Source organism: Pseudoalteromonas sp. Z9A6 (assembly GCF_011378805.1).
GTDB classification, from domain to species: Bacteria; Pseudomonadota; Gammaproteobacteria; order Enterobacterales; family Alteromonadaceae; genus Pseudoalteromonas; species Pseudoalteromonas distincta.
The window spans coordinates 974-1,885 of sequence record NZ_WTKZ01000088.1 but is presented as its reverse complement, the minus strand read 5'-3'; the positions used below and the strand labels follow the sequence as shown (position 1 = coordinate 1,885).

General features: G+C 36.0%; 2 protein-coding genes. Both read left to right on the top strand.

Annotated elements, in window-relative coordinates:
- A partial coding sequence (locus GQR53_RS21575; protein ID WP_240917515.1) for a hypothetical protein occupies positions 1 to 308 on the top strand: 308 nt, incomplete at its 5' end.
- Between the two features lie 10 nt (positions 309 to 318).
- A complete protein-coding gene (locus tag GQR53_RS19490) occupies positions 319 to 690 on the top strand; it encodes a hypothetical protein (RefSeq protein WP_008109666.1) in 372 nt (123 codons plus the stop codon).
- Positions 691 to 912 lie beyond the last annotated feature (222 nt).

The window sequence follows — 912 nt, the reverse complement described above, 5'->3', positions numbered from 1 at the left end:
AAGGCATGGCAATACCACATGAGAACATGGGAGAAATGCACAAAAAGATAAAAAAAAAAAAAAAGGAAGTCCATGTCATTAAAACTGAAAAAGATCCTGAAAAGCAACAGCAGATGATGGTTGAACATCACCGTTCAATGATGAAGATGATGCAATCCATGCATAAAAACATGGAAGAAATGCCAATGCATCAACAAATCAAGATGGCTGAACATCATTTAGAAATGATGGGGAACATGATGCCGCAGATGAACCGCAAAATGGAAGAAATGAAAGATAGCAATCAACAGCATTCACACAAACATTAGGAGAAAAATTATGAGCGATTTAAATCATAGAGTTGGCGTTAGAGAGCAAAATTTAGTTGTTCGAAATCTAAAGCTTAGCAATGTCACAGAAGAAAGCTGTGACGAGTTAGTAAAAGAAATAGATCAGCTTTTTGGTATAGATGAAGTTAGTTACAACATCAAAGAAGGTGAAATACACCTTGCCTATGATGCCGCAAACGTAAGCCTTGATGGGATTGAGGAGGTAATCCGTAAGTATGGCGCAGATGTTCATAATGATTGGTGGACACATACTAAAGAAAGTTACTATAAATTTGTTGATCAGAACATCAAAGATAACTCTGTTCATAAGCCTTGGAGTTGTCATCAAGCACCTTCGGGGGCTGGCCGGAAAAACAAATGAATTCATAAAAAAGTGTATAGATAATTAGTTAGTCAAATGAGGTAACAGTGATGAAAACACCCTATATAAAAGCTCTTTTATTGCTTACATTCGGTTTATATTTAGTGGGTTGTTCCAATACCACTTTTTATCATAAATACATGGTGAGAGGTCAGGTAGTAGAAAGTTCTGATAATCGAACTCTAATCTGTATTGGTGCTAAGCATGGCGCAAAAAAAAAAA